The organism is Paenibacillus senegalensis JC66, from assembly GCF_000285515.1.
Taxonomy (GTDB): Bacteria; Bacillota; Bacilli; order Paenibacillales; family NBRC-103111; genus Paenibacillus_L; species Paenibacillus_L senegalensis.
The window spans coordinates 136,870-158,959 of sequence record NZ_HE610963.1 but is presented as its reverse complement, the minus strand read 5'-3'; the positions used below and the strand labels follow the sequence as shown (position 1 = coordinate 158,959).

Genomic DNA, 22,090 nt, shown 5'->3' with positions numbered 1-22,090 from the left:
GGCGTTCGCAAGGGATGCCTGAGATAAGGAGATTCTTCCTTTTTACAGCTAAACAGATGAATTAAGCATCCAGGGAGTTGTTGGAGCTTGAGGCAAGCGGCAGTTCTTCCTTGTTTTTGGTGAAAGGCCACCAATTGGCGGTACCGAATGTTCTGACCATGACAGGAACAAACAGCGGCATGATCACCAGAGCGTACAGCAGCAGCCCTGTAATCGTAACAGAAGCAATTTGCAGCAGCGACAGCACACCCGAGGGCAGCATCGCAGCGAAGGTACCGCCCAGAATGACAGCCGCGGACATAATCACTTTCCCCATGTTTTTCATCGAGAGGATCATCGCTTCTTTAACCGGCAGATGTCTGTACTCGTTGAAGCGGTCCATCAGGAAGATGCTGTAATCGACGCCAAGAGCAACCAAAATAACAAATGCGAAGAATGGCACCGCCCAGTTGAGCCCCGGATAACCCATGAAATGCACAAATATAATTTCGGTAATCGCCATTGAAGTAAAGTACGTCAAAATCAAAGAGACAATCAAATAGAGCGGCATGATAACCGATTTCAGCAGAATCAGCAGAATAATGGCTATTCCGACCAGCATCAGAATGACAGTACGGGAGTAGTCCGCACTGGAAATCTGATTTAGATCCGCGTACATGCCGGTGACTCCGCCAATCCCATACTCTATATCCGCCCATGAGGTTCCGGCAATCACCCGCTGTACGGCACCGTCCACCTCGGCCATCAGTTCAATCGACTCAGTGCTGTACGGATTGTCCCTCAGCACAATATCCAATGTGGCGATTTGTCTGTCGGCAGACAGATACGTATCCAGCACCTGGGCAAATTCCTCATCGTTCAGTACCTCTTGCGGAATGTGCCAGCCGGCCATCGGTTCATCGGAGGCAGAAGCCAGCCCGGATAAGTAACCGCGCACCTCGTCCAGCCCTCCAGATACCTGCGACAAACCATCCACGCTATCCGACAGCCCTTGTGTCAGCATGGAGAGCTGGTTCTCGAGATCGGCAAAGCCCTGCTCGATTTCTCTTTGGCCGGCAGAAATTTGCTCCAAACCATTCCGCACTTCCGGCAGCCGGGCAACAATTTGCCCTTGACCATCAGCAGCCTGCAGAATACCTTGCTGCAGTTCGTTCAAGCCTTCCACTAGTGCAGCCAGCCCTGAATTTAACTGCTGCTGCCCGGCAAGCGATTGCTGGAAGCCTTCATTCGCCTGATTCAGTGATGCACTGACCCCGGCCAGTTGAGCATTCAACTCCTGCAATCCGGCTCCGAGCTCACCAGCCGCCCGTTGAAGCTGATTCACCGTCCCCTGTATCGTCAGGAAATCCGGGTCCTGCTGCAGCTCGGGATATTTTTCAGCCAGTCGTGACAGATCGCCGCTTACTCCGGAAAGGCCTTGGGAGATTCCCGACAGGCTCTGTTCAATTTGCTGATATCCTGTCGTGAAGGAACCTAGGCCTGTTCCTACTTGGCTGTATCCGGCCAACAGCCGCTCATTGACTGCTGCCAGCTGCTCCGCTGATGCGGCCGCTTGCTGCAAGCCTTGGACGAGCTCGCCGGCCCCTGCGGAGCCGTCACGGATTCCTTGCTCGACCTGACGCAGACCTTGATCCAGCTCGGCAATGCCGGCTTGAAGCTGCTCTGTTCCACGAGTCAGCTCAGCTGCTCCTTCAGCCGCTGTAAGCAGCTCAGGAGCCGAACGGGACAGCTCCTGCTCCGCCGTGCTCAACCCGTCGCGAATTTGTCTCAGGCCATCATCACCCATGCCGAGACCTTCATCCACTTGCTTCACCTGTTCGGCAACGAACAAATCCCGCAGCTCCTCCCCTACCGGCCGGGTGGCACTCCGTACGGAATCGATGCCGGGAATTTGCACAATCTCCCTGCTGATTCTTTCAATCATCGCCAACCCTTCGGCGGAATCCAGCTGCTCGGAATGTTTGATAATGAGCTTGGTAGGTAAAGACTGTCCCGGACCGAAGCTGTCAGAAATTATCGCAAAGCCCTTAACCGATGGATAATCATCGCCCAACTCATCCAATGCGTTAAAGGATAACTTTCCGCTATAATTGATCATCAGAGGCGCAACCACAATAGCGATCAGCAGCAGGGTAACTAGCGGCCGTTTCATAGAGAATGCCCCTGCCGCACCCCACAACCGGCTAGGCTTATGCTCTAGAGAACCCTTGGCTGGCCAGAACAGCTTCTCCCCAAGCGTCACCATAAAAAACGGCACTAAAGTGAACAGTGCTACCAGCAGTACAGCGACTCCAACCGCTACAGCTGCTGCCGATTGATAGAGAATAAATGTGGAAAGACCAATCGCTGAAAAGCCCACCATAACGGCCATTCCGGAGTAAACCACCGTTTTCCCCGCTGTGCGGTAAGTTTCCATTACCGCCTCCCATTTGTCCTGGCGATGACTAAGTTCCTCTTTGTAGCGGCTGATAAGAAGAATACAATAGTCCGTACCTATTCCGAACATAACCGCGACCATAAAGATTTGGGTAAAATTGGACAACGGAAAGTTCCACCAGTCCACCATAAAAGCCACGATCGACTGCGCCGCCAAGTAACTGACTCCGACAGACAGCAGCGGCACCAGCGGAGCTACTGCGGAACGGAACACAATAAATAAAATGACGAGAATAAAGATTACCGTAATATACTCGGTCTTCTTCAAGCCTTCCTCCGAGCTTGTAATGACATCGGCGTCAATAAACCGGCTGCTGGTTAAATAGTGCTCGACTGTCACATCATCCAGCGCCCGGTACAGCTCGGAACTAACTTCATCAGCGGACCGATCCTGCCAATCAAGAGCGAGCAGTACCATAATCGTTTTTCCATCGTCCGCCACAAGCTGGTCGGCCAGCTCAGCCTGCTCAAAATGGCTCATGATCGACTGGATGCCGAGCTCACTTTGTTCACTCTCCAAACGCCGTACCGCTTCTTCAACCTGACCAAGGTCTTCTGTGGTTAATCCGGACTCGTTATGGAAAACCAGAACTGTGTCCCCGGCCTGAGCCGCCCCTCCGCCAGCTTCCGCCTGGCGGTTCAAATCGCTGAGCAGTTCCTCCGCCCTTGAGGACGAATATCCGTCGGGAACACTAATTTGCCCCTTCTCCCGCACCAAGTCGGCCATTCCCGGCGCTGCTACTAACAACCCCACTACGGCTGCTACCCATACAGCCAATACGGCATATCTCCATTTTAGTATGGCTTTCATCCCGCTACTCCTTTCTATCTTGCTGCATAAGTTCCGCCAGCTTCTCAAAGCTGTCCATAAACATCTCGATTTCATCCTCACTAAACTGGCTCAAATACCGGCTTAGCTGTTCAGTTATATTGATTCTTCCCATCTCGCACACTTCATGTCCAAGCGAAGTCAAAGACAAATAGACGACCCGGCGGTCCGTGCTGTCGCGAACCCTTTCTATCAACCCCTTGTTTTCCAGCCGGGTAATCATGGCCGTAATCGCGCTTTTGTTGACACAAAAATAATCGGCCAGCTCTGTCGGGGTGCACCCTCCTTTGGACTTATAAATGTTGCAGAGCAAAGAGAACTGTTCCAAGGTCAGTTGGGGATCAATTTGCTGCTTGATTATCGCATTCAAGCTCTGATTCATCCTAAAACGGGAAGTTTCATAGCGTTCTATCCAGCGAGCCATCTTATCCAGGTCCATAGCTCTTTCCTCCTTTCAAAACCAGCAAAAGAAATTCACTTGATGAATTGTTTCATTGTTGAACTACTTGTTTACTTTACCTCTCCACCTGACGGATGTCAATCCGGCAAAATTAAACGGGCTGTCCAGAAATGACCATAAAGAAAGGCCAATCAGAAAATCCTAATTGACCTAAATATTCGAAAGTCCATTTTGAGTAAAAGCACCTAAATTAGAGGGACCATCTAATGCGTAGAGGCGATATGTATGCGGAAAACCATATAGAACCGACGCAGCGAGTGCCTGGCGATATGTGCGGAAAACAGTTATGCCTTTGAATTCTCAGGCACAACTCCTGCATGAAAATAGCCAAGGGTGGCGGGGTTCGCGGGCTGCGCAGTCTTGTTGCCTGTTGTTGCTTGTTGTCGCCTGCGTTTTGTACGAAATGTCGTACAAATGCATGGGGTTGAAGTACGAATATCGGAGATTTGTATGAAACGTCGTACAAATACAGGGGATTGAAGGGCAATTACCCAAGTTTTGTATGACAAATCGTACAAATGCAGGAGGTTGAAGTGCGATTGCCCGAGATTTGTATGACAAATCGTACAAATGCAGGACATTAAGCTATTAAGGAGCTGCAGTCAGTGTTTCAGACGAAATGTCGTACAAGCCCCAAATCATGTTGTCGAGGTACTAATACCCAAGATTGCTCATCATGTGGGGAGTTTACGAGAGGGGTTACTTTCACAGAAAACCGCTTAGAAGCAACGCCACAGGGGCGTAGAGGCAGAATGTATGCGGAAATCCGCATAGAACTGCCGCAGCGATCCACAGCAACCATACAAAAAAAGTTGGGCGGATAACGTTTCCGCCCAACCTTTATTTAAAATGGGGATGAACGATTACTTCTCGGACAGTCCGCAGCTTAAATCTCAGCGTTCCAGCAAAGAATAACTCTATTTATCAAAAATCAACTCAAGCAAGCTTTTAATTGATTTCGTCCGGGTTACCGCCAAAGCGTTTGTTTTGATTCAGGGCATTGATCCGCTCCATCTCTTCGGAGGATAGCTCAAAATCGAAAATATCGGCATTTTCTTTAACCCGATGCGGAGTAACCGACTTGGGGATCGTCACAACCCCGTTCTGAATATCCCAGCGCAGCACTACCTGAGCCGCTGTTTTGCCGTGAGCATCCGCTATTTCATGAAGCACCGGCAAATCCAGATTCCCTTGCATCAAGGGACTCCATGCCTCCATCTGAATTTGATTAGCTTTACAGAAGGCGAGAAGCTCCTGCTGGCTGAGCAGCGGGTGATACTCGACTTGGTTAACCATAGGAGCAATTTCCGCATCCGACATCAGGTCCTTCAAGTGATCGACCTGGAAGTTGCTAACTCCAATGGCGCGAATCAAGCCTTCTTTATACAGCTTCTCCATCGCTTTCCAGGTTTCTTTATATTTACCCCTCTTGGGAAGCGGCCAATGAATCAAATACAAATCAAAGTATTCCAGTCCAAGCTTGTTCCGACTTTCCTCGAACGCTTTAAGCGTCGTCTCATACCCCTGGTTCTCGTTCCACAGCTTTGTAGTTATAAATAATTGGTCGCGGGGAACGCCGCAATTGGCGATGGCACGCCCAACCCCCTGCTCATTTCTGTAAATGGCCGCCGTATCAATGCTTCGGTATCCAGTTTCTATGGCTGTCCGGACGGCATCCTCAACCTGCTGTCCCTCTTCCACTTTCCATACTCCAAGACCCAGCCATGGCATTTCCACTCCATTTGCAAGCCGGGTACAATCTGCTAAATGTTTCGGCAACATAATCCCTCCCATATATGTGTTAATGGACGATTCTGCTTCATTTCGTATCATATCATATCTTTACTACAAGTCATATCTTTACTACAAGTCATATCTTTACTATGAGACAAACTGTTGAGAATCATCGCTATACCTGTTGATAGACGATTTTGATGGGCGATTTTGATGGGCGATACTGGTGGATGATGCTGTTCTGGCAGGTATTTTTTACGCAAGCCGGCACAAGTGCCGTGTCTCTCCCTATAACCGTGACATAGGTTGATGGTAAACAGCCTATCCCGACTAGGGCTCTTGTTTTCATATGGAGGGTGGAGAAATATGAGCTTGCCAGTCCGGCATATTGCCATTGGGGACCAGCAGTGGGAGCAGCTTCACAAAGATGTTTGGAGCCGCAAATTTGTAGAGGCTTATTTGCTGCATGACCGTTACAGAGAACGAATCAAACTGCGCTTCCGGGGCGGCCATACACGGGAATATCCTAAAAAATCATTCGAACTGCTCATCCATGGAAAAACATTCCATTTAAACGCCGAATACGATGATCCTTCGATGATTCGCAACTCTCTCTCCTTTAATTTTTTTAGGAGGATTGGGGTGGCGAGTCCACAAACCCGATTTTGCCAGCTGTATGTAAACGGTGAAAACCACGGTATTTATCTAGAAATCGAAGCGGTAGACCGCGCTTTTTTTGAACGTCGCCATTTAAAGGCGCTATCCTTGCATTATGCAGTTAATGACGATGCCAACTTTAGCTTGTTCGATGCACAAATGAAGTCCAGAAAACATTCTCTTCTGCAAGGCTATGAGACCATTCTCGGAGGGGAAACAGGCAACCGGCACCTCGTTTCGTTTATCACCCGGCTGAACTCGCTCCCCCAGGGCAAGATGGAGGCTTATCTCGCTAAACATGTTGATGTTAACGCCTATTTGAAGTGGCTTGCGGGAGCTGTGCTGACAGGTAATTATGATGGCTTCGATCATAATTACGCGCTTTATTTGACCCCGGCAAAAAAGTACCGCATTCTCCCCTGGGATTATGAGGGGACTTGGGGAAGGAACTGCTACGGCAAGCCATGCGGAAGCGACCTGGTTCGTATAAGAGGTTATAACCATTTGACCCGCAAGGTGCTGGACGTCCCCCGTTACCGCAAGCGTTACAGGCGCCTGTTAATGACTCTGCTCAAAAACGAATTCACCAGGGCGAGACTAATGCCTCTAGCACGAAAAATGCACGCTCAGATAGCTCCTTACGTTATGCGGGATTCAAAACGCAAATGGAGCTATCCCACCTTTCAATCCGAGATTTCCTTCATCCGCAATTACATCGACGAACGGAGAGACTTGATCCGCCAATCCTTGTCTACACTGGCTTAACAATTTGTTCTTTAATGCCGCGGGGACTTCCCGACTTCGTCTCTGCCTCCTTCCGACTTAAGGGAAAAATAACAGCTGCCCCCCAAGCATTGTCGCTTGAAGGGCAGCTTTTTGAATAGCTCATACATCTCAAATCCAGCTTTATGCTCTCTTTCTTCTCAACAGGAATATACCTGCCAGCACAAGCATTAAGCCGGCCAACATATTGTTGTATACATGCGTCGATGTATTAGGCAGCTTTGGACCAGTCTTGCCTTCCTCAGCTGCGTTATCCGCTGGTACTTGCGGCTGGTTAGGAAGACTGGAGTCGTTGGACGGAGTGTTCCCGTCAGTCACGGGCTCAGAGCCATCCTGTGGCAATTGCGGCTCAGGGTTTGGAGCTGGCTGCTGCGGAGTGCCTGGCAGTTCAGGCTGGACAATAGTACTGTCCTCGTCTGCCTCACCCACAATAGCGATCTCTTCGGACGGCCTTTCTACTGTGTTTACGTTATCGGCCTTCACTTCACCGACATTCACAATAGTCTTTCCGGCTTGGCCGGCCTGCACTTCAACCTGGAATACGATCGAATGCCACTCTGTATCCGCGATGCTGCCAAATTCGCCAACTACTCTGCCGTCTTCTACATAGCCGTTGTCGTTATCCCGCTCATCGGTTACTGGGCTGCCGTCTACTTTCAACGTGCCCGGTACATAGACAAGTCCTTCAGGCAGCTGGTCGGAAATGACCAGATTCGTGACTACGCTGTACGATGCGGTATTGCGCACCCGCAGCGTATACTCGATTCGGTCTCCTACTTTGTAGCTGTCGCCGTTCAGGTTACGGGAAGTTTTTTGCGATTCGAGTACCGGCTGGTTCGGGATAAAGACTCCCCCGCCGCCTCCACCGCTTCTTACTACGCTGATCCGGTCGCTTGGCCGATCCGTTTGTCCGATGTTATCTCCTTGGACTTCAGCGGTGTTCTCAATCGTTTGGCCAGCTTGACCGGATTTGACGATAACCCGGAATTCCAGCGTATGCCACTCAGTATCCGTAATATCCCCGAACTGGCCGATTACCCGGCCATTGGCATAATGACCCTTATCCCCGTCTTCGGCATCAGTTACGGAAACTCCATCAACCTTCAAGCTGCCCGGAACGTATTCCAGTCCTTCAGGCAGTTTGTCGGAAATGACCAGATTCTCTACCCGGCTGCCGGAAACCGTATTGCGTGTCGCAATCGTGTATTCCAGCGTGTCACCGACGCGGACGCTGCCGCCATTGATGTCCCGTGACGTTTTCCGGGATTCCATGACCGGAGCTTGCGGGTTGATTACCGGCGGCTCCGTTGGCGGGTCTACAGGCGGAGTTTCTACGGAGATCTCTTTAGTCGCCTGGGACGGTTCGCCGATGTTGTCACCGCTAACCACCGCGGTATTTCGGATCGTCTCACCGGCTTGACCAGCCTTGATGATCGCCTCGAATTCCAGCGTACGCCAATTCATGTCTGTAATGTTTCCATAGTGGCCGACAACCTGCCCGTTGGCATAATGACCATTGTCATCATAGACCGCATCGGTGACGGACACTCCATTTACCTTCAGGCTGCCTGGAACATACTCCAATCCTTCCGGCAGCGTATCGGTTATGGTCAGGTTCCCGATGTAAGTGTCGCTGACGACGGTTCTCGTCCGAATCGTATAGACAATTTTGTCGCCCACTTCAAACGTGCTCTTGCCCGCGATCGTGTTTACAGCTGTCTTCTCGGACTCCATCACCGGATGTCTCGGGTAAACTTTAATGACTTCTTCGGGACGGCCTGGCGTATCGACATTGTCGCCACTTACAATGGCTACATTGCGAATATCCTTTTGGGCTTGGCCTGGCTGAATCGTCGCTTTGAATTCAAGCGTGCGCCATTCCGTATCCGTCACGTCTCCGAAGAGGCCAACTACCCGGCCATCAGTATAATAGCCGCTGTCATCATAGACCGAGTCAGTGACGGCAACACCGTCAACCTTCAAGCTGCCCGGAACATATTCCAGTCCTTCCGGCAGTTCGTCTGTGATCGTGAAGCTGCTGATCAAACTGTCTGCGACCGTATTTCGCGCTGTGATCGTGTACAGCAGGATGTCGCCGACTTCTGGATTGTCCGCATCGGTGTTGCCCTCAGCTTTTGCAAATAGATCCGCTGATTTATCTGCTTCCAGAACAGCTTGTCGCGGATAAACCTCTACTGTATTTTCCGGTTCATCCGGCACATCGACATTGTCTCCACTCACCTGCGCAGTATTGACAATATCTTTGCCCGCTTGACCGGGCTGCACCTTCACCTGAAAGGCGATGCTGTGCCATTCGGTATCGGTGATGTCCCCGAACTGGCCAACGACTTGACCATTATCATAATGACCATTGTCATCGTACACCGCATCGGTGACGGAAACCCCATCCACCTTCAGGCTGCCTGGAATGTATTCCAGCCCTTCCGGAATGATGTCAGTAATCGTCAGATTGCTGACCAAACTGTCTGTTGATGTATTTCGCGTCTGAATGGTATAAAGCAGCGTATCCCCAACTTCCGGATTGTCCGCATCCGCGTTACCGTCCGCCTTTTCTTCAATGCTGACGGTTTTCTCGGATTCCAGAAGCGGATCATTGTAAATGACTGTTGTACCGGTCTCATTGGTTTCCGCTTCTTTGCGGTCGCCGGTCAATAAATTGCCATAGCTAATTTGCGCTTTATTGCTAATTTCCTTAACCGCATAATCCGATTTAACGGTTACCTGGAATTGAACGGTGATTCCGTCCGGTGAATTTGTCGTATTCGGCAGATCACCCAACTGAATGATAACCTTTTCGCCATCAAAATGCCCGGCATCCGTATCGGCTTCATCAGTCAAATTTCCAGCGTTAGGCCCGTTCAAAATCTTCATGGAGCCTGGAACATATTCGGTGCCGTCCGGGATGACGTCTTCAAAGACAACATCGGCGGCAATGTCCCCGCCTTTATTTTTGAGTGTTACCTCATACGTTAGCACATCACCGGCATGGACGTCTCCCTCCGGAGAAACCGTCTTCTCTCCTTCTACGCAAGGCTCAGTGCCGAGGAAAATGTCATCCAGGAAGTTCCCTGCTCCAAGACTTCCGCCAGCCGTTTCGACAGCTTCAAAACCAAAGCGCGTTACCGTTTGGCCAGCCGGAACCGTATATTCCCCTGAATAGGTTTCCCATGCAGTGTTCCCTGACGTCATTTGCCTTTGCACAACCGTATCATAAGGATCGTCCGTTGCAGCTCCGATCCGCAGCTGCATGGTATCTTCGCCATTCCGCCCCATATGGGATAATCTCCAATAGATGGTTTGACCAGGCGTCGTCTCCACATCTTGATACAGCAATCCATTATCAAATGCGTTCAGTTCCGCATAGCGGTTTCCATCAGGCGGAGCAGCGAAATTTCTCACTGCTGCAGGGTACCCCTGGGCATAATCCCATATTTCAATAATTTTTACGCCCTGACTATCATCAGTCGTCCTCCAGCCTGGCACCTCGTCTTCCAAGAAGAAGTAAGGAGCCATTCCTGTAATGAATTAATTTGAGGTTTGAACAGAAAAAGCGCCTCCTGTATGCTGGGTCTGGAATGACGGTCATTCACTGCCCTAATTAGAAGGAGGACGCTCACTATGAAGTATAAGCAATCGAAGAAGCAGAATCAACGGATTACACAAATTACCGATGCAACCCTAGTTGTCGGAGCAGACATTGCCAAAGAAACTCATGTGGCACGTGGGATCGACTTTCGGGGAATCGAACTTGGCAAGGAATGCGTGTTTAGCAATAACCGCCCAGGGCTGATCAAACTGGTACAGTGGATGAAGGAGCTTCAAAGGCAACATGCCAAGACCGATGTGATCTTCGGCATTGAACCAACCGGACACTATTGGTTCCCGTTGGCGGAATTTCTGCAGCATGAGGGCATTAAGGTAGTCGTCGTCAATCCTCACCATGTGAACAAAAGTAAAGAACTTGAGGACAATTCACCGACGAAAAACGACTACAAAGATGCCAAAGTGATCGCAGATTTGATCCGAAACGGGAAATACACCGAGCCCAAATTCCCGAAGAGCGTCTACGCGGATTTACGCATCTTGATGAATCTAAGGGAAAAAGTGATGGGGAACTTCGGGCAAGTGCAGCGGCGGATTCAGAATTGGTTGGACCGTTTCTTTCCCGAATACCAACAGGTGTTTAAAGACTGGGAAGGCAAAGCATCGTTCATCACCCTTTCGGAGTTTCCGACACCGCAAGAGATCGTATCTTTAGGCGCCTATACGATTCTGAAGCGTTGGAAGCAGGATGTGAAACGTGCCGTGGGCATGCAGCGAGCGGAGAAACTGGTTCAAACGGCCAAGAACTCGATCGGGCTTACGGAGGGTCTCACCGCAGCCAAGATGGAATTGAAGGCTTTGCTGGAACAGTACGACTTATTTTCTCGTCAGCTGGAAGACATCATGCAACAAGTGGAACTACTGTTAGAACAGGTTCCCGGTTCAGAAGAAATGTTGACGGTGCCTGGGGTTGGAGTCGTGACACTGGCCGGATTTCTGGCGGAGGTGGGGGATCTGCGGGGCTATGATCACAGCCAACAAATCATACGGCTCGCGGGATTCAATTTGAAAGAGAACAGCTCAGGCAAGAAGAAGGGGAAGTCCACGATCACCAAACGCGGACGATTCCGGTTACGGGCATTACTGTTCCGGGCAGTCATGCCGATGGTAGCAAAAAATGCAGAGTTCAAGGCATTACATCACTACTACACAAAACGGGCAAACAATCCGCTAAAGAAGAAACAATCTATTGTAGCCTTATGTGGAAAACTCATCCGAGTCTTATTCACATTGGGAACAAAACAAATTGGCTATAACCCTTATAGATGTACTGGGTCCGGTACGCCAGCCCCAGCTTCAGATGGCAGCATAAAACCAGATTCAAACTTCACTCATTTGCCGACGAAGAAGTAGGTTTTTATACAACGACAACGGAAGCACGGAGCAGCCGCAAGGAATTATTCCATAAGGGCAACGACCCAGTAAAGGAGCAAGAAGCGGCGTCCACCCCTTGAGAGGCAGGACGAAGGAATGTGAGGGCTAAGACCCAGTGTGACATGGGAGGGTAAGCCGTCAAGGGAATGGTGTGGATATCCATGGTGCGGACATACCATTGTTATCCATAGATTGGAAATCGAGTTCCAATCTCTATTCCCGCAACCGGCTTCGCCAGAAAAATATGTCATAGTAGCATGATATCTCCATCTCTCGAAAATGTTTAAGTTGAAAACCTAAGAAATCGTGAGCAAATGCAAGAAAACATTAATTTATAGTGGGAGCGGTATAAGATCCCTGTGCCGGTCCTTGTTCAAAGCTTCCGTTAATTAGAGATACCGGTAAAGAACAAGCATTAGGAATCTCCGGTCTTTCGGTAATCAGATTGGAAACTTCATTGGATTGTGCCGTTTTCTGCTCGTCTTTCAGCAAGTTCTTATAATGAACAACTGCTTGGTTCGCTGCAGATTCCCCGGCATAGCTTGCCAATGCCCGAACTTGGAACTCGACAGTGATTCCGTCTGGCAGATCTGTTGCGTTCGGCAAATCACCTAGTGTAATGATGACTTTATCCCCGTCGAAGTAACCGGCATCATCATCGTCTTCATCCGTCAACGCACCGGCGTTAGGCCCGTCCACAATTTTCATGGAGCCGGAAATATATTCTGTCTCTTCCGGAATAGCGTCTTCGAAAACGGTATCTGCGGCAATGTCGCCACCTTCATTTTTAATCTTTACTTGGTAGGTAAGCACATCACCCTCAAACACTGCACCGTTAGGAGATACGGATTTTTCCGCCACAACACAAGGCTCTGTTCCGAGGAAGATGTCGTCCAGGAAATTACCTGCCGCAGGATTTCCACCAGCGGACTCAACAGCTTCAAAGCCAAACCGTGTAACGGTTTGATCCGCTGGAACGGTATACTCTCCTGAATAGTACTTCCATTCATCTTTGCCGGTAGTGAAAGTGGCTACAGTCGGCAAGTCTCCCGGTGCTATATCAGCCGATCCAATTTTGACAGCCATGGTATCGTCGCCGAGTCGGCCTTTATGAGCTAAACGCCAGTAGATCGTTTGCCCCGGCGTGGTTGTCACATCTTGATAAAGTTGAGCGGCCTCACGGCTGTTCAATTCGGCAAATTGCTGCCCGTGAATAACATCGTTTTTAAGACCGCCTTGATCCCCTGGCGAGCCAGGAGGAATTTGATCCATTAACGATTGGTTAAAGATTTCTAATATCCCTGAGGAATCGGTTGTCTGCCATCCCGGAACCCGTGCTTGTGGGACATTGAACCATCCCATAGCCGGACTAATTCCAGACTCAGCAAACGCAGGCTCTTCAAAGCTTCCGTTGATTAGAGCGACCGGTGCCGTACAGGCATCCGGAGGAACAGGAACGACCTGAACCGTAATGGTCGATTCAATCGTACCCCCGTACCCGTCATCAACAATGACCGTAAAGGTGTCCTCGCCCAAAAAGCCTTCATTCGGAGTATAAGTCCATGTGCCATCTTCATTCACAACAATCGTACCGTTGCTTGGCTGTTTGCCCGCCTGATAAGTCAGATCATCGCCATCCGGATCGCTCCCTACAACTTGTCCCGACACTGGTGTGTCTACCCGTGTAAGGGCGTTGTAATCTGGAGCGGTGGGCAGCTGGTTCTCGACGTAATCGTTTGGCGGCTGAAGAGTAGTGATCGGCTCGTAGTCATTTCTAAAGTACCAGCTGTGAATATCATGATTTTCGTAAGCCGAGCCTGTGGCCGAAGTAAAACCGGCATAAACCATCTTTCCTTCAAATATTTCGCCAAGATCGATGTCACCAACATCCAGGATTAGAGAAGCCTCTTCCCGTTCAGGCGTAGTCCCGAGGCGAACTTGAACGTTTTGGGCCAACCCGTCATAGTCGATCCACGTATAGTACATGGTTCCGTTGTGTAAGACAAAATCAGTACCATTTGCTGTATTATACTGATCCAAATCAATATACCAATCGGCCCGATCATTGATGACGGACCCGTCCCTGGCTAGTCCGACATAGTTGGCGGAAGGATCCATATAACCAGTATTTCGGTAGGTATCATACTTAATCGTAAAGCTGGGTTCAATGCCCTGGTAGCCTATCCCGCCTCCTTGAGTTAATGCACCAGCGGTATCGGCTTGAATCGTGAGGGTCAACCCGTCGCCCGGGTTGTCCGGCTCACTAATTCGAAATGAAAAAACGGTGCTGAATGAATAGTTATTTCTGAGGCTGAGCGGAGTTATGTTAAAAACGCCTCCACTCTGTGCTATAGCTGCCGGTGTTAAACGCAAAAAGTCGGCTCCTTCCGGAACCCCGGCAACCCCATTGACGGAAAAGGACTTTTGTAAAATCTCGTTTGAGAATCCATCAAATTTGTAAGTCAGCCGATTGCTGTCAGCAGGAGCTGCCTTTACATATTGGTGGGATAAAGGCTGAAACAAACTAATCGTAACCATGACAAAAGCCATCAATAAGCTAAAAATCGACTTAGTCTTCAATGTGAACTGTTCCTCCTCATCCTAATTAGGAAAGGCTTTGTACTTGGTAGCAACCGTAATGTTAACTATTCCTAAATAATTATGAGGGTTGCGACACGGCGTTCTGCCGGGTAAACACCGATTTGGATATGGTTCTCCATATCGCATGGCTGTTGTCATCTTCCGCATTGGCAAAGAAAACACCGCCTCTTCCGCTGACTTTCTACAGCCACGGCCGTAATAATTCGATTCTCCCCCCTCCTTTTCCGGCATTTCTCTCCAAATTTATACAATCGTGGTCAGTATATGTCAGCTGTCTTGTTCCCACAATATTTCTACAGAACCATCTAACATTCCTCATCCCCATCACCAGAAACGCCAACGGCCTACAAAAGATGCGACCAAATTACTTTCATAACCATAATAAGAGACATGATAATAGGACAAAAATATCTTTTTTGCTGACGTTAAGAAGAGCGGTTTTTAGAGCCCTTGGTCCTACCTTTTTCGCCGCCTGCATGAACATTTTTCCTAATTTGCTTTCATTCACTACAGTAACGAGCTATCAGCATCATGAACAGCTTTAACCTATCTTATTAGGCTACAAGCTCAGTTGGGGCTTCTAACATAGAAAAGGAAGACGGTGTGCTAAGCACAACCGCCTTCCTTCTTGGATTACGCATAGTTGTAAACGTTACTCGGGATCCCCTTCGGGCCAAATCGATCTACCCCGGTTACAGCAAGGAATTCCGCCGACCCACGAATGATGCCACCCATAACCGGTGCAATGGGAGCGGTGCATGCCAGGGCTTACAAAGCCGAAGCGGGAACTGCGGTGGCAGCCAGCTCCCCCGATGGAACGATGGGGAACCCATGAACAATGATGACTTCCGGAATGATGCCCGGTCATCTCTCCGCCATAGCATATACCTGAACGATGCTGGACATTCGCTCTTCCTGCGCTCCTCTGACCAGCTCCGGAATGATGCGCTCTGCCGCTCATTCTGACTCTGGGCCGGGAAGGCCTTCTCCCTCTATTCATAGATTGTACTCCTCCTTTTTAAGTAGGGTCAGTATAATCTATGAAGGCTGCGCTAGATTTGATCTAGCTATTTGCTCATATTACTAGAAATATGATGAAAAACTTGTGTCCGATTATTGCGGTTCATTTCGGAATTCGGGCTCCAGTTTTTGGCTTCCTGCACTCTGCCTCCCTAGAAGTCAAATAAATCCAGCTGCCGCGAAGCGAGTCCTTCATATTGCAGACCTAGCAGCTCTATCATTTGTTTCGCATTACCCGCGGCATGGCCTCCTGAATTATTGTTAAAGATAACACAAACTTCCTCGCATTCCGTTTCCAGCCCTTTTAGCCGGATTGTCCATTCCTTCAACTCTTCCACACTATATTCATACAAGTAGCGAATATCCCGCCATTCTTCGCCTTCCACAGGCGCCCGCCAGCCTTCAACATTCCGCCCGTGAAAACGTACTACAGTCATGCGGGGGTGAGTTGAAACCGCTACAACCGGGATGGAGCCAGTCCCGGCTTGGGGCTCGTCGCATACACTGTGAATCCAGCCTTCCTTCCTTAAAAAATCCAGTGTTGCGGCTATATAGCTGGAGGAATACCAGCTTTGATGCCGGAACTCAACAGCAGCCGGTAAATCGCCTATCCGTTGTTTAATTTGACGCAGCCGCTCCACATTCTTCCTTGTGCAGTCGAACCAAGGGGGAAATTGGAATAGCACCGCCTTCAGCTTGCCCGATAGCCGGATGGGCGAGATGGATTGGAGAAAAGCATCATACATCTCCGTCTGATTGGCATAGGGATTTTTCCCCCTTAAATGGCCGGTCATCCCCTGATAAGCCTTAACGATGAAACCAAATGGATCCGGGGTTAATGAATTCCATTTCTCGTAATGAGTAGCCGGTTGTACCGCATAGAATGAGCTGTCCACTTCAACTAGAGGAAAATGCCCGCTGTACTGCTGCAGCTTATTGACCGCCCCGCTTCGGGTATATAGAGTGTGGTGATCCCCCCACCCGGACAGTCCAATTGTAATCATTTTTAAAGCCTCATTTCTTGAAATGTTCGTATTCGATTGGAATAATTCAAGTATACTATAAGCGGATAGAGTATTGGAGGAACAAGGGCATTGCCTGCCCTCTCTCAACTATCAGGACATTATTCGGACCGCAATTGGAAGGAGTGTGACTAGCAGTGACTGATCATCCGAAGTTTATGGAGCAGGCCATAGCGCTTGCCTGCCGCAATGCGAAGGAGGGCGCAGGAGGCCCTTTTGGCGCCGTTATCGTTAAGGATGGTAAAATTATTGCTGAGGGTGCAAATCTCGTGACACAGAAAAAAGACCCGACCGCGCATGCGGAAATCGAGGCCATTCGTGAAGCATGTCAACAGCTGAACAGCTATCAGCTGCAGGACTGCATCATCTATACAAGCTGCGAGCCTTGCCCGATGTGTCTCGGTGCCATCTACTGGGCTAGGCCCGCGGCAGTTTACTACTGGAATACCCGGGAACAGGCTGCCTCTGCCGGCTTTGACGATGACTTTATTTACAGCCAGCTGAATGTGCCTCCAGAGGATCGCTCCATCCCTTTCCGGCAAATGGCCTGCAGCCCGGCCAATCATCCGTTTGAATTATGGAAGGCATCCACCATCAAGATCGAATATTAAATGAGTATCCATTCCTCTTCCTCTGCCTCGGCAGGGATAAAGCTGGCCAGAAAATCCATAGTTCTTTCTAAATATTCTTCTTTCCTCGTACGGAAAATCAGCTCATGATGGGCGTCCGGGAGCAACCACAATTGAGTGGCTTCGTTTTGCTGCTGATCGTAAAATTGGACAATGGTTTCATAAGGAGCTTTGTTATCCAGCTGCCCATGAATCAAAAACATAGGTATATTATAGCTTGTTGACTTCACCGTGTCATAGGGGATTTGATTCAAGCTATAGCCGTTAAACACGGGCAAAAACATGCTGACTAAAGAAACGGAGGGGAATCGCGGAAGCATACTGGCATTCTGCTTTAAGTTAAAGAACATCGTATCCGGATCCAGTATAAAAGTGCTGTCGAGAATCATCGCGTCCACCAGTTCGGTCTGCAATCCGGCCTGCAGTGCTGTTCCGGCTCCCATCGAGAAGCCCCATACAAAAATCCGTTCTGCCCCTCGCTGGTGAATGTATTCGATAGCACCCAGCAGCTCCTGTGTCTCTACAACTCCGCCGGTAACCGTTCGACCCGGTTCAACAAAGCCATAATCGAACATGAGCACGGTAAACTGGCGGTGATTTAATTCCTGAAGAAGTTCGTACATTGGCACCCAAGGCTCTTCCCGGTTGGTTCCATAGCCATGAGACAGGATAACGGTATGGTCGGTTGCTCCCGGGACGTACCAGCCATTCACCAGATGCTCTCCATTGGCGCTGGAAAACTGGACATTCTCATAGGACAATCCTACTGCTTCCATCGGATTAGACTGCAAGGGAGGGATAGTCGGCCGGCCCAACAGCCAGGCAATATAAGCATAGAAGCTGATAACGAGGCAAAAAATGATAAAGGCCGCCGTTAACAGCATGTAGGAAATCAAGCGAGAGCGCTTGCGGGAAAGCGCTTTTAACAATTTCGTGGAAGCGGTTGCATTAGTGAAAATAGCACCTGCCGAAGTGGATGTATTCATTCCGTTCCCTCCTTACGATGTCTGTTCAATCCAATTTGACTTGCGACTAAAATTAATACCATTATACTATTTAGTCCTAAATTTCGACAGAAGAATTTAGTTAAAGTTAGATTAAGCTTATGTTACAAAACAATGACTTTAGTCCTAATACAAATTGAAAAGAGAATAACGCAAAAAAAGTAACACTCGGCATGACATCGCAGTGCCTAGTGTTACTTTTTGAATGTAGATTTCACAGCCAGGATTCAATATCTTCATCGTCAATGCTGTCTTCTTCCGCTTCTTCGGACACTGCCGTTTCTTCGACCGCTTCTGTAGAAGCATGCGCTTCATTCGGGGCCGCAGCAGCGGCGACTTCGTCAGCAGAGGAGACCAAAGCCCGTGCTGGTATCCCTGCTCCTTGTCCAGCCTGAATCATCGGCGCTGAAGCAATAGAGCGATCAGCAGGTATGAAGCTTTGCAGGTTGCGCACACCGTTCTGCCGGACCTCATTCTCTATTAGGTAACGGATGGAATCCATCAAGTTGCTTTGACTGTTGATCCATTCCATTATCGCCGGATCTTCGCTCTTCTTTGTCTTTAAGCTAATATTGTCACCAGGGTTTTTTAGCTTTTTCATCGATGCTCACCCCTTGCTCTTACGCCTCTTCAAGCCACAAAATGCCTGATTTCAAAGCTATCCTGCAGTGTGTCGGCCGTTAAACCGCTTTTTTCGATTTATTCTTTAAGGCGTCATAAATTTTTCCCCGGACAAATGCGTCTAATCCATGCGCGTTCATTGTGACCGCATATTGCGATGGCACGTACAACAGCTGGATTTCCCGCTCATCGCACAATTCCTTCAGCATGGGGTATAAAATATTTTTCATCAGGATGCTGCCGCCGCCATAGACGCAGATGACGTCGATCTCGTTTCTTGCTTTGGTTAATTGCTTACGAATATTTTGCATGATTTGCCGGGATTGTCCCTCCAAGGGCCTTCTCAAGGTCTTGATTGCCCGGGCATGATACTTATGCTTCGGGTTCTTAATGACATCGCTGAAAAACTGGCGCGGACTGTCCGGCAGATGGATCAGTCTGTTGAACTCATCCAGCGCTTCCTCGATTGCATACCCTGCTCCGTGGTTACTGCCGTGAATGAACTGGCGCAGAAACTTATTGCCTTCAGTAATGGGATACTCCGTGGACCCATCGCCGATATCGATATGCAGGATCCGCTTGTCCTTAAAGTAACTGCCATTGAATTTTTTATCCAGCCCGTAGGTTTCCACGAATTCCTTAAAGATGTCCCCTTCTCTCCAGTTCCCTTCGGAGTCTTTTTGCAGTGCAAAGGTGACTGGCGTAGCTTCAGGGATCGCCTTGCAGTATACAAATACAATCTTCACTGCAACCCTTTGTTTGCCCAAGTGCACGGTCACATGATGAGGCCCTTCCATAAATCTGCGCTCGAACTTGGAAGAGGAATCATCGGTATGCTGGGTAATAGGAAGAGCTGTCGCCATATCAACCTGAACCTCGACAGGGTCAGCCGGCACTTTCTTCTCTTCCTCATAAGCTCTCTGCACGGCCGCAGCAGCTATATGGCCCAAGCTGTTGATGATCGGCAGATCGACATCGCATTTATGATCAATCCCAACCTGCATATTCTCCAGCAATTCTCCGCTTTCCAAGGCAAACTTGCCTATGTAATACATTCCTGGCCGGGCAGCCGGTGAATCAATCGTCACAATCAGCTGGTCCTGCAAATTCTTGATGAAGGTTTCCGGTGCCTGCTCCTCGCTCCATGGCAGCTTGTCTACCGCGCAGTTTACGTTTGGCTGCTGAATCAGCTTGCCATCAATAATAATGTCATGCTCACTGTTCCCATTGTCGTTCCCTACAAAAAAATGAAGCTGCATTGCTGAATCCTCCTCTTATTTTAAAATATTTAGGCTTCATTACTTGACCCGCATTTACATAACTGCGCATCTTGCAAAAATTCCCCGTATACTCAAGAAAGATTGAGATCCGTTCAGCAAGGTTCCGCCCGGTCTTTATCTTATGTCCCGATTAATGAAGAATAATCATGCAAGGCGCTGACTATATAAGGCACTAAACCACTCTTGTTTCATTCCAATTACCATCCTATACCAGGACGGTCATGTTACCTGAGACAAATTAGTAAGAGCCTATAGCAGTATTACCTAAGGTGACTGGAAGTTGTTTCGGCCTACTAAAAAATATTCGATTTCCGAAGCCATTTTCCTGCCGTTCCAAGCAATTCAGTCTATTTGTACTATTTGGTAATACCGAAATAGACATAAGCAGTCATGCATTAACATGAATTTCTAGATCTCGGCATTTTTCGTGTTACAGCCGTTAAACCAGCTGTCTGCAATTCTTCATTTCCTCGGAAATATTGTATACATCTTTCCAGCTACAAGAGCGGGGAAAGCAGCCGGGCAGCGGATTCAAAGAAACGGACTAAGGATCGCCTAGAGAACTGATCCTCGTCAATTTGTGTCGAATCCTTCAAATCCGCCTTATAATCGTTGATTAATTGCTGGGTGCTGGACGTCCGATAAATAAAAGCGTTGACTTCAAAATTCAAATGAAAGCTTCTCATATCCATATTGGCCGTGCCTACCGATGCCATTTCCCCATCAATAATAAGCACCTTTGCATGTAAAAAGCCTTTTTCATACTCATAAATTTTGACCCCTGCACTCATCATTTCAGAAAAATAGGAATGGGATGCGAGGAAAGGAATCCATTTGTCAGGCTTTTTCGGAAACAGCAGCTTAACATCCACTCCAGAAAGGGACGCCACCTTAAGGGCTGTATAAATATCCTCATCCGGAATAAAGTAAGGTGTCGCAATCCAGATTGATTTTCTTGCTGAGGAAATCATAGAGAAAAACAAGTTTTTAACGGTCTTCCATTCATTATCCGGTCCGCTTGATATAATCTGCACCGCTCCATCCTGATGATTGTCCAGCAGCTGCGGGGATAAATATTCCGGACTCAAATACGCTTTGCCGGTCATGTAAAGCCAGTCCTGTAAAAAGATAGTCTGCAAGGTTCGGACAGCCTCGCCTCTGATCAGCATATGAGTATCCCGCCAAAAGCCGTAGGTCTGAGAGCGTCCCAAATACTCATCCCCAACATTCAACCCTCCGGTAAACCCTACTTTGCCGTCAATTACGATAATTTTGCGGTGATTGCGATAATTGACCTTGTTGGAAAGCAGCGGGAAATAAACCGGCGAGAATGCGACAACCTCAATGCCGGCGGCCCTCATCTCATCCAGAAAGACATTGGGCAGTTTGAGGCTTCCGACATCATCATACATGAAACGGACTTCTACACCCGACCTGGCTTTGTCCATGAGAATCTGCTTAATCTCTGTGCCAATCCGGTCATCCCGGTAAATATAATATTCCATATGTATATGGTGGACAGCCTTCTTAAGCTCTTCCAGAATGGCGGCAAACGCTACTTCCCCATTCGTCAGGATTTCGGTCTCGCTATGGAAGGAAAGCGGACTTCTCGCGACTTTCTGTGCTAAACGGAATAACTGACGCTGGCTGTCCGAGAATTGCTCCAGCTTATTCTTATCAGCCATGGACTGGTTGTCTATTAAGGAATAGGCCTCAGCATCCCTTAAAGCCTTACGGTCGTAGATCTTTCTCTTCCTGTAGTTCTGGCCGAACAGAATGTAGAAGAAAAAGCCTGCAACAGGATTTAAAGCAAGAACTAAAAACCATGCCAGAGTGCTGGATGGGTGCCGGTTTTCCAAAAAGATAATGATGCTAACAAAAATGACGCCAAGAGATGTGGAGATACTTAATATAGTGGCAATCGTATTGCCAAAGGAATTGTTTAAATAGTAAACCAAAACCGCTATAATAATAAATAACAGGATAACCTGTATGGATCGCCGCATTCAACTACCC

At 48.7% G+C, this 22,090-nt stretch carries 13 protein-coding genes and 1 pseudogene; 3 read left to right on the top strand and 11 right to left on the bottom strand.

Features of this window, described 5'->3' with window-relative positions:
• Positions 1 to 61: 61 nt before the first annotated feature.
• The 3 genes from PSHG_RS23075 to PSHG_RS23065 form a co-directional block, all read right to left on the bottom strand.
• Entirely contained in the window at positions 62 to 3,247 is a 3,186-nt protein-coding gene (locus tag PSHG_RS23075) for an efflux RND transporter permease subunit (RefSeq protein ID WP_010278373.1), read from the bottom strand.
• A gap of 4 nt (positions 3,248 to 3,251) precedes the next feature.
• Positions 3,252 to 3,704 (bottom strand): MarR family winged helix-turn-helix transcriptional regulator, encoded by a 453-nt coding sequence (locus PSHG_RS23070; RefSeq protein ID WP_010278370.1) that lies wholly within the window; start codon positions 3,702 to 3,704, stop codon positions 3,252 to 3,254.
• Positions 3,705 to 4,673: 969 nt separating this feature from the next.
• Complete coding sequence (locus PSHG_RS23065; RefSeq protein ID WP_010278367.1) at positions 4,674 to 5,504, bottom strand: aldo/keto reductase; 831 nt, start codon at positions 5,502 to 5,504, stop codon at positions 4,674 to 4,676.
• Between the two features lie 321 nt (positions 5,505 to 5,825).
• On the opposite strand from PSHG_RS23065, the gene PSHG_RS23060 reads away from it, so the two are divergent.
• Positions 5,826 to 6,881, top strand: a complete 1,056-nt coding sequence (locus PSHG_RS23060) for a CotH kinase family protein (protein ID WP_010278364.1) — start codon at positions 5,826 to 5,828, stop codon at positions 6,879 to 6,881.
• A 141-nt stretch (positions 6,882 to 7,022) separates the two neighbouring features.
• On the opposite strand, the gene PSHG_RS29655 is transcribed toward PSHG_RS23060, so the two are convergent.
• Positions 7,023 to 10,319: an isopeptide-forming domain-containing fimbrial protein gene (locus PSHG_RS29655; protein ID WP_162137300.1), complete on the bottom strand. Its 3,297-nt coding sequence runs from the start codon at positions 10,317 to 10,319 to the stop codon at positions 7,023 to 7,025.
• Between the two features lie 219 nt (positions 10,320 to 10,538).
• On the opposite strand from PSHG_RS29655, the pseudogene PSHG_RS28775 reads away from it, so the two are divergent.
• Positions 10,539 to 11,835: pseudogene (locus PSHG_RS28775) on the top strand (IS110 family RNA-guided transposase).
• A 389-nt stretch (positions 11,836 to 12,224) separates the two neighbouring features.
• Here PSHG_RS28775 and PSHG_RS29650 read toward each other — a convergent pair.
• From PSHG_RS29650 to PSHG_RS23035, 3 genes are all read right to left on the bottom strand, one after another.
• Positions 12,225 to 14,477, bottom strand: coding sequence for a lectin-like domain-containing protein (locus PSHG_RS29650; protein WP_010278361.1), 2,253 nt, complete (start codon positions 14,475 to 14,477; stop codon positions 12,225 to 12,227).
• Positions 14,478 to 15,150: 673 nt separating this feature from the next.
• Positions 15,151 to 15,498 (bottom strand): hypothetical protein, encoded by a 348-nt coding sequence (locus PSHG_RS23040; RefSeq protein ID WP_010278360.1) that lies wholly within the window; start codon positions 15,496 to 15,498, stop codon positions 15,151 to 15,153.
• Positions 15,499 to 15,670: 172 nt separating this feature from the next.
• Positions 15,671 to 16,522 carry a DUF72 domain-containing protein gene (locus PSHG_RS23035; RefSeq protein WP_010278359.1) on the bottom strand — a complete coding sequence of 284 codons (852 nt, stop codon included), beginning with the start codon at positions 16,520 to 16,522 and terminating at the stop codon, positions 15,671 to 15,673.
• Between the two features lie 155 nt (positions 16,523 to 16,677).
• Here PSHG_RS23035 and PSHG_RS23030 point away from each other — a divergent pair, with 155 nt between their 5' ends.
• Positions 16,678 to 17,151: a nucleoside deaminase gene (locus tag PSHG_RS23030; RefSeq protein WP_010278357.1), complete on the top strand. Its 474-nt coding sequence runs from the start codon at positions 16,678 to 16,680 to the stop codon at positions 17,149 to 17,151.
• On the opposite strand, the gene PSHG_RS23025 is transcribed toward PSHG_RS23030, so the two are convergent.
• The 4 genes from PSHG_RS23025 to cls form a co-directional block, all read right to left on the bottom strand.
• Entirely contained in the window at positions 17,148 to 18,155 is a 1,008-nt protein-coding gene (locus tag PSHG_RS23025; protein ID WP_010278355.1) for an alpha/beta hydrolase, read from the bottom strand. The genes PSHG_RS23030 and PSHG_RS23025 overlap by 4 nt on opposite strands.
• A gap of 232 nt (positions 18,156 to 18,387) precedes the next feature.
• Positions 18,388 to 18,774: a hypothetical protein gene (locus PSHG_RS23020; protein ID WP_010278353.1), complete on the bottom strand. Its 387-nt coding sequence runs from the start codon at positions 18,772 to 18,774 to the stop codon at positions 18,388 to 18,390.
• 79 nt (positions 18,775 to 18,853) lie between these two features.
• Positions 18,854 to 20,053, bottom strand: coding sequence for a ParM/StbA family protein (locus PSHG_RS23015; protein WP_010278350.1), 1,200 nt, complete (start codon positions 20,051 to 20,053; stop codon positions 18,854 to 18,856).
• 518 nt (positions 20,054 to 20,571) lie between these two features.
• Positions 20,572 to 22,080 (bottom strand): cardiolipin synthase, encoded by a 1,509-nt coding sequence (cls, locus tag PSHG_RS23010; protein WP_010278348.1) that lies wholly within the window; start codon positions 22,078 to 22,080, stop codon positions 20,572 to 20,574.
• Between the last annotated feature and the right edge of the window lie 10 nt (positions 22,081 to 22,090).

Bases quoted from the DNA above. Each gene is read 5' to 3' on its own strand.
- PSHG_RS23075 (WP_010278373.1), bottom strand. From the start codon at position 3,247: ATGAAAGCCATACTAAAATGGAGATATGCCGTATTGGCTGTATGGGTA.
- PSHG_RS23060 (WP_010278364.1), top strand. From the start codon at position 5,826: ATGAGCTTGCCAGTCCGGCATATTGCCATTGGGGACCAGCAGTGGGAG.
- PSHG_RS23025 (WP_010278355.1), bottom strand. From the start codon at position 18,155: ATGAATACATCCACTTCGGCAGGTGCTATTTTCACTAATGCAACCGCT.
- PSHG_RS23015 (WP_010278350.1), bottom strand. From the start codon at position 20,053: ATGCAGCTTCATTTTTTTGTAGGGAACGACAATGGGAACAGTGAGCAT.
- PSHG_RS23035 (WP_010278359.1), bottom strand. From the start codon at position 16,522: ATGATTACAATTGGACTGTCCGGGTGGGGGGATCACCACACTCTATAT.
- PSHG_RS23020 (WP_010278353.1), bottom strand. From the start codon at position 18,774: ATGAAAAAGCTAAAAAACCCTGGTGACAATATTAGCTTAAAGACAAAG.
- PSHG_RS23040 (WP_010278360.1), bottom strand. From the start codon at position 15,498: ATGAATAGAGGGAGAAGGCCTTCCCGGCCCAGAGTCAGAATGAGCGGC.
- PSHG_RS23070 (WP_010278370.1), bottom strand. From the start codon at position 3,704: ATGGACCTGGATAAGATGGCTCGCTGGATAGAACGCTATGAAACTTCC.
- cls (WP_010278348.1), bottom strand. From the start codon at position 22,080: ATGCGGCGATCCATACAGGTTATCCTGTTATTTATTATTATAGCGGTT.